At 70.9% G+C, this 6,844-nt stretch carries 7 protein-coding genes; 2 read left to right on the top strand and 5 right to left on the bottom strand.

Annotation, left to right across the window (positions count from 1 at the left end; translation table 11 throughout):
• Positions 1–57: 57 nt before the first annotated feature.
• The 5 genes from ACWGDE_RS34120 to ACWGDE_RS34100 all read right to left on the bottom strand — a co-directional run bounded on the left by ACWGDE_RS34120 (position 58) and on the right by ACWGDE_RS34100 (position 5,101).
• Entirely contained in the window at positions 58–1,050 is a 993-nt protein-coding gene (locus tag ACWGDE_RS34120; RefSeq protein ID WP_453392932.1) for a 2-hydroxyacid dehydrogenase, read from the bottom strand.
• Between the two features lie 120 nt (positions 1,051–1,170).
• Positions 1,171–2,199 carry a 6-phosphofructokinase gene (locus ACWGDE_RS34115; protein ID WP_453392931.1) on the bottom strand — a complete coding sequence of 343 codons (1,029 nt, stop codon included), beginning with the start codon at positions 2,197–2,199 and terminating at the stop codon, positions 1,171–1,173.
• 197 nt (positions 2,200–2,396) lie between these two features.
• Positions 2,397–3,041 (bottom strand): response regulator, encoded by a 645-nt coding sequence (locus ACWGDE_RS34110; protein ID WP_453392934.1) that lies wholly within the window; start codon positions 3,039–3,041, stop codon positions 2,397–2,399.
• Between the two features lie 50 nt (positions 3,042–3,091).
• The gene (gene macS, locus ACWGDE_RS34105; protein ID WP_453392930.1) at positions 3,092–4,300 is read right to left on the bottom strand and encodes a MacS family sensor histidine kinase; all 1,209 of its coding nucleotides are present in this window, start codon (positions 4,298–4,300) and stop codon (positions 3,092–3,094) included.
• A gap of 39 nt (positions 4,301–4,339) precedes the next feature.
• Complete coding sequence (locus ACWGDE_RS34100; protein ID WP_453392933.1) at positions 4,340–5,101, bottom strand: 1-acyl-sn-glycerol-3-phosphate acyltransferase; 762 nt, start codon at positions 5,099–5,101, stop codon at positions 4,340–4,342.
• 166 nt (positions 5,102–5,267) lie between these two features.
• Between ACWGDE_RS34100 and ACWGDE_RS34095 the strand changes: the two genes are divergently transcribed.
• The gene (locus ACWGDE_RS34095; protein WP_453392929.1) at positions 5,268–6,047 is read left to right on the top strand and encodes an alpha/beta hydrolase; all 780 of its coding nucleotides are present in this window, start codon (positions 5,268–5,270) and stop codon (positions 6,045–6,047) included.
• A complete protein-coding gene (locus ACWGDE_RS34090) occupies positions 6,040–6,633 on the top strand; it encodes a hypothetical protein (RefSeq protein WP_453392928.1) in 594 nt (197 codons plus the stop codon). The genes ACWGDE_RS34095 and ACWGDE_RS34090 overlap by 8 nt, the downstream gene beginning before the upstream one ends.
• The last annotated feature ends 211 nt before the right edge of the window (positions 6,634–6,844 follow it).

Below are 6,844 nucleotides of genomic sequence, written 5' to 3'. Positions count from 1 at the left end.
GGAGAATCCGGCCCCGCCGGCGTTCGAGGCGGCACACCGCAGCCCGGGAGCGGTATGTCAGGCAGGACTCAGGGTGTTCTCGGAGCGGCGGCCCGCCAAGTAGTCCGCGACGTTCGCGACCGTGGTGTCGATGATCTGGCCCACCGCGTCGTGCGTGTAGTACGCCTGGTGGGACGTGACCACCACGTTCGGGAAGGTGATCAGCCGCGCCAGGGTGTCGTCCTCGACGACCACCAGGGACTTGTCCAGGAAGAAGAGCCCCGCCTCCGCCTCGTACACGTCCAGCCCGACCCCCGCGAACCGTCCCGCCCGCAACTCCTTGACCAGTGCGTCCGTGTCCACCAGACCGCCACGGCTGGAGTTCACCAGGATCGCGTCGTCCTTCATCATCCGAAGCGCCTCGGGGCCGATGATGTGGTGCGTGGACTCCAGCAGCGGAACGTGCAGGCTGATCAGGTCCGAGGACGCGAACAGTTCGTCCTTGTCCACGTACTTCATGCCCAGCTCCACGCACGCCGGGTTCTGCGCCACGTCCCAGCCCAGCAGGTTCATCCCGAAGCCGTGCGCGATCCGGGTGAACGCCTCGCCGATCTTGCCGGTGCCGAGCACGCCCACCGTGCGGCCGCGCATGTCGCGGCCCATCAGGCCGTTCAGCCGGAAGTCGAAGTCCCGCGTCCGGTTCGAGGCGCGGACGATGCGCCGGTTCACGGCCATCGCCAGGGTCCACGCGAACTCGGCCACCGAGTACGGGGAGTAGTACGAGACCCGGCTGACCGTCAGCCCGAGCCGGCGGGCGACGTCCAGGTCGATGTTGTTGAAGCCGGTGGAGCGCTGGGCGATCATCTTCGTCCCGCCCGCCGCCAGGGTCTGCAGCACCCGCCCGTTCAGGTCGGCGTTCACGCTCGAGGACACGATCTCGTACCCGGCCGCGATGGGGGCGGTGTCCTCGCTCAGGAAGACGTCCAGGCAGCGCACCTCATGCTGTCCCGCGAAGGCCTTCTCGATGAGCGGTTTCTCGTCTCCCTGCACCCCGAATGCCAGGATTTCCACGTTCGCTCCCGTACTGCACGAAAGATTGGACCATGGGTCGTCTGTCACCTTACGACCCACGGTCCGCCTCCGCGCTCCGGCCCAGCCGGAGAACCCGGCCGAAGAACCCGGCCGGGGAACTCAGCCGAAGAACACTCCGGCCTCCTTGTACAGCGCCGGGTCCACCGTCTTGAGCTTCGCCGTGGCCTCGGCGATCGGCACCCGCACGATGTCCGTGCCCTTCAGCGCGACCATCTTGCCGAAGTCCCCGTCACGCACCGCGTCGATCGCGTGCAGCCCGAAGCGGGTCGCCAGCCACCGGTCGAACGCGCTGGGCGTACCGCCCCGCTGGATGTGGCCGAGGACCGTCGTACGGGCCTCCTTGCCGGTCCGCGCCTCGATCTCCTTGGCCAGCCACTCGCCCACGCCCGACAGCCGGACGTGCCCGAAGGAGTCCTTCGTGCCGTCCTTCAGCACCATGTCGCCGTCCTTGGGCATCGCCCCCTCGGCGACGCACACGATCGGCGCGTAGCTCGCCTTGAACCGGGAGGTCACCCAGGCGCAGACCTGGTCCACGTCGAAGCGCTGCTCCGGGATGAGGATGACGTTGGCGCCGCCCGCGAGTCCCGAGTGCAGGGCGATCCAGCCGGCGTGGCGGCCCATCACCTCGACGACCAGGACGCGCATGTGCGATTCGGCGGTGGTGTGCAGCCGGTCGATGGCCTCGGTGGCGATGCCGACGGCCGTGTCGAATCCGAAGGTGTAATCGGTGGCCGACAGGTCGTTGTCGATGGTCTTGGGGACTCCGACGCAGGGGACGCCGTACTCCTCGTACAGCTTGGCGGCCACGCCCAGGGTGTCCTCGCCGCCGATCGCGACGAGGGCGTCGACCTCGTACTTGGCGAGGTTGTCCTTGATCTGGCGGACACCGTTGTCCAGCTTGAACGGGTTGGTGCGCGAGGAGCCGAGGATGGTCCCGCCGCGCGGCAGGATGCCGCGGACGGCCGGGATGCCGAGGGGGACGGTGTTGCCCTCGACCGCGCCGCGCCAGCCGTCCTTGAACCCGATGAACTCGTAGGCGTACTCCTGGACGCCCTTGCGCACGACGCTGCGGATCACCGCGTTGAGTCCGGGGCAGTCTCCGCCGCCCGTCAGCACTCCGACCTTCATGGAATTTCCCTTCGCCACAGGGCCCGCTGAGGCCGCAGGGCCCGCATGACGGTCACGCTAGTGGTGACTCAGGTCACACCGAGGTGCGCTGAAGGGTCAATTCCGGTGGAATTACGGGGCGTTGCGTACGCCTGTTCACTCGTACGGGGAGCCGGTTCCCCCGTACGAGCCGTACGGGCCCTGCGCGTCGTCGAGCCCTACGCGTCGTCGAGGCCGCGCTCGATCGCGTACCGGACGAGCTCCACCCGGTTGTGCAACTGGAGCTTGCCCAGGGTGTTCTGCACGTGGTTCTGCACCGTGCGGTGGGAGATCACGAGCCGCTCGGCGATCTGCTTGTACGAGAGCCCCTTGGCCACGAGCCGCAGCACCTCGGTCTCCCGGTCGGTCAGTTGCGGGGCCTTCGGCTCGTCGGAGGCGGCCGGGGCGGGGTCGGTGGCCAGGCGCCGGTACTCGCCGAGGACCAGGCCGGCCAGGCCCGGGGTGAAGACGGGGTCGCCGGCGGCGGTGCGGCGGACGGCGTCGATGAGCTCCTGGGCTCCGGCGGACTTGAGCAGGTAGCCGGTGGCCCCGGACTTCACCGCCTCCAGGACGTCGGCGTGCTCGCCGCTCGCGGACAGCACCAGGACCCGCAGCGCCGGGTCGGCGCCGACCAGTTCCTTGCAGACCTGGACCCCGGGCATGCCGGGCAGGTTGAGGTCGAGGACCAGGACGTGCGGGGCGGCCGCGCGGGCCCGGCGCAGCGCCTCCGGGCCGTCGCCGGCGGTGGCCACCAGGTCGAAGCCGGCGGCGGCCAGGTCGCGGGCGACCGCGTCCCGCCACATCGGGTGGTCGTCGACGACCATGACCTTGATGCCGGCGGTTTCGCCGCCCCGGCCGGTCTCGCTGTGCTCGTTCACTTGGTGCTCCCCCTCGGTACTTTCAGTTCCACTTCGGTGCCCTGTCCGGGGACGGACACCAGCTCGGCGCTGCCGCCGAGGTCGCGCAGCCGGCCCCGGATGGACAGGGCGACGCCCATCCGGCCCTCGCCCTCCGCCTGGTCGAGCCGGCCGGCCGGGATGCCCGGGCCGTCGTCCCGGACGGTCACGATCACCTCGTCGCCCCAGTCCTCGACCAGGATCCAGGCGCTGGCCCCCTCGCCCGCGTGCTTGCGCACGTTGTCCAGCGCCGCCCCGACCGCCGCGGCCAGCTCCCGCGCGGCGGGCACCGGCAGCGGCACGGGGGTGCCCGGCTCCGCGAAGCTGACCCGCGAGCCCGCGTGCGGGGCGAGCAGGGTCCGCAGATCCAGCTCGCCCTCGTCGGCGGCGGGTTCCTCGACCTCGTACGCGGCCACGAGCGCGCCGAGCGACTCGTCGCCGGAGATCCGGGAGGGGCGCGTCAGCCCGCTGGAGACCAGGGTGCGCAGCGCGACCTCCTGGTCCCCCGCCATCCGGCCCAGCTCCGCGGCCTCCCCGCCCAGTTCGGTGCCGCGCCGCTGGACCATGGCGAGGACCTGGAGGACCCCGTCGTGGATGTCGCGGGCGAGGCGTTCACGCTCGCGGGTGGCGGCCTCGATCTCCAGGGCGCGGGCGAGGGTGGCCTCACTGGCCCGGGCGACCTCGACGACGTAGCCGATGGCGATGGAGGCGACCCACACCAGCAGCACGTTGTGCAGGGTGTCGCGGGTGGGCTCGCCGCGCTGCACGAGGTTGGCGACGGCGACGAAGGTGGAGGCGAAACCGGCCCAGCGCCAGCCGCCCTTGAGGGCGAAGGCGAGGACGGCCCCCGCGGTCCATATGGAGGGCAGGGTGGGGCCGCCGGCCGCGATCCGCTCGTGGCTGTCGGCGATCGAGGTGAGCAGGATGCCCACGCAGGCGACGGTGAGGTCGGCGCACAGGAACCGCTTGGTGCAGCTGGCGGCGTTCGCCACCTTGGGGAGGGTGACCAGGGTCCAGACCGCGAGGACGGCGAGGTAGCCGGCCGCGACCCAGGGCCGGTCGAACTTCTTGTACGCGAAGGCGAACAGCAGTACCGCGTAGACCATGGTGAGCAGCCGGTAGGCCGTCAGGGCACGCCACAGCGGCTGCTCGACCGACATGCGTACGACGCGCTCGCGCTTCGCCATCTCCCCCACCCCGTACGGGCGGAACGCGCCCGCGTACTGCTACTTGTCGGTTTCCGAAGCCTCGTCGGCCCGGTGCGCCTCTTCGGCCTTGTGCGCCTTCTCGGCCTTCTCGCTCCTGGCCGCGGCCTTCTCCGCGTCGGCGATCTGACGCTTGGCGGCCGTGGCGTAGATGTCCACGTACTCCTGGCCGGAGAGCTTCATGATCTCGTACATGACCTCGTCGGTCACCGAGCGGAGGATGAAGCGGTCCCCGTCCATGCCCTGGTAGCGGCTGAAGTCCAGCGGCTTCCCGATCCGGATACCCGGTCGCATGAGCTTCGGAACCACCTTGCCGGGCGGCTGGATCTTCTCCGTGTCGATCATCGCCACGGGGATGACGGGCGCACCGGTGGCCAGCGCCACCCGGGCCAGCCCGCCGGGCTTGCCGCGGTACAGCCGGCCGTCGGGTGAACGCGTCCCCTCGGGGTAGATACCGAACAGCTCTCCGCGCTCGATGACGTCGATGCCGCTCTTGATCGCGGCCTCACCGGCCCCGCGCGCACCGGAACGGTCCACCGGGAGCTGGCCGACGCCCTTGAAGAAGGCGGCCGTCAGCTTGCCCTTGACGCCCGGGGAGGTGAAGTACTCCGCCTTCGCGATGAAGGTCACCTTCCGGTCCAGCACGGCCGGGAGGAAGAAGGAGTCGGAGAAGGACAGGTGGTTGCTCGCGAGGATCGCCGGCCCCTCCGCGGGAATGTTCTCGAGGCCCTCCACCCACGGCCTGAAGGCGAGCTTCAGGGAACCGCCGATGGAGAACTTCATTGCGCCGTAGATCAACTCGAAAGCCTTTCCTCTGTCTGTCGAACAGACCTTACCGGTGGCCGGGCCCGCAGCGGCCCGACGACCCTGGTCGGTGCCACCCCCGTCGCGTACGGTGAAGTCACACAGCGCTACGCACCCCCCCCACCCCCCTTCGAAGGAGACCCTGGTGCCCGTCCTCCCTGGAGCCGAGCCGTTCCGCCACGAGGGCGGAAAGGTCGGCGTCCTCCTCTGCCACGGCTTCACCGGTTCCCCGCAGTCGATGCGCCCCTGGGCCGAGCATCTGGCCGCGCGCGGGCTGACGGTGTCGCTGCCCCTGCTCCCCGGGCACGGGACGCGCTGGCAGGACATGCAGCTCACGGGGTGGCAGGACTGGTACGCCGAGGTGGACCGGGCACTGCGGGAGCTGTTGGAGCGCTGCGAGCAGGTGTTCGTCTTCGGCCTGTCCATGGGTGGCGCGCTGACGCTGCGGCTGGCGGCGAAGCACGGGGACTCGATCAGCGGGATCGTCCTCGTCAACCCGGTCAACAAGGTCCACGACCCGCTGGCCGTCGCCCTTCCGGTGGTCAAGCACTTCATCCGGTCGACGCCGGGCATCGCGAGCGACATCGCCAAGCCGGGCTCGGACGAGGTCGGCTACGACCGGGTCCCGACCCGGGCCGCGCACTCGCTGCGCAAGTTCCTGCAGATGCTGGACACCGAGCTGCCGCAGGTGACGCAGCCGCTGCTGCTCCTGCACAGCCCGCAGGACCACGTCGTACGGCCGGCCGACTCGGCGCGCATCCTGGCGCGGGTCTCCTCCACCGACGTCACCGAGACCCTGCTGGAACAGAGCTACCACGTCGCGACGTTGGACCATGACGCGGAGCGCATCTTCGCGGACAGTTACGCGTTCGTCGGTCGACTGGCGGAGAGCGTCGGCAGGGAGGGGGCGGCCAGCGGTGGCTGAGCACGAGGAGTCCTCCGGGGGTGTCCCCCCGCTGGACGAGGAAGCGGCGTGGGCGGCGATCGTCGCCGGGTACGGCCAGGAGCCCGCGGATCCGCCGGGTGCGAGACCGTTCCGGCCGATCGAGAACCTGCTCCTGCCGGAGGAGGACGTCGAGCCGCTCGAACCCGGCGACGCCGCGGATTCCGGCGCGGGTGCCGGCGAGCCGAAGAATCCGAAGGCCCCGGAGCCGCCGGCCGCGCCCCTGGGCAGTTCGGTGGTGTTCGCCCCCGGCGTGGGCTCGATCGGCCCGCGCGACCATTCGCTGGCCGATCCCGACGATCTCCCCGAGTCCGCCAAGGACGAGGGCCACTTCGTGCCCCCGGAGCCGGAGCTGCCGGAGGCCGACACCACGTCGAAGTTCGCCTGGCTCGCGGTGGTGGGCGGACCGGTGCTGCTGCTCCTGGCCGTGCTGTTCCAGTGGGAGATGACCTGGTGGCTGACCACCCTGGGCATCGGCGGCTTCCTGGGCGGGTTCGCGACGCTGGTGGCGCGGATGTCCCAGGGTGACGACGAGGACGACGACCCGGGCCGCGGAGCGGTGGTCTGACCTTTTCGACGCGCCGCTCGCGCGGCTCGGCCCCGGCGGGCTTCCCCGGCTTCGCGCCGCTGCGCCGGACTCCGTCCGTCGGTGGTCGGCCCTGCGGGGCGGAGTCCCCTACCCGCCCTTCCACCGTTCCCCGGGCTGCGCCCGGACCCCCCTGGGGCTCCGCGCCTCAATCGCCGGCGGGGGTGGTATTTGCCACCGGGGAAAACAGCCC

It is taken from the genome of Streptomyces sp. NPDC054956, from assembly GCF_053609185.1.
This window is presented reverse-complemented; position numbering and strand designations above follow the sequence as displayed.

Coding starts and splice junctions, on each gene's coding strand:
- ACWGDE_RS34115 (WP_453392931.1), bottom strand. CDS start 2,199: ATGAAGGTCGGAGTGCTGACGGGCGGCGGAGACTGCCCCGGACTCAAC.
- ACWGDE_RS34110 (WP_453392934.1), bottom strand. CDS start 3,041: ATGGTCGTCGACGACCACCCGATGTGGCGGGACGCGGTCGCCCGCGAC.
- macS (WP_453392930.1), bottom strand. CDS start 4,300: ATGGCGAAGCGCGAGCGCGTCGTACGCATGTCGGTCGAGCAGCCGCTG.
- ACWGDE_RS34100 (WP_453392933.1), bottom strand. CDS start 5,101: ATGAAGTTCTCCATCGGCGGTTCCCTGAAGCTCGCCTTCAGGCCGTGG.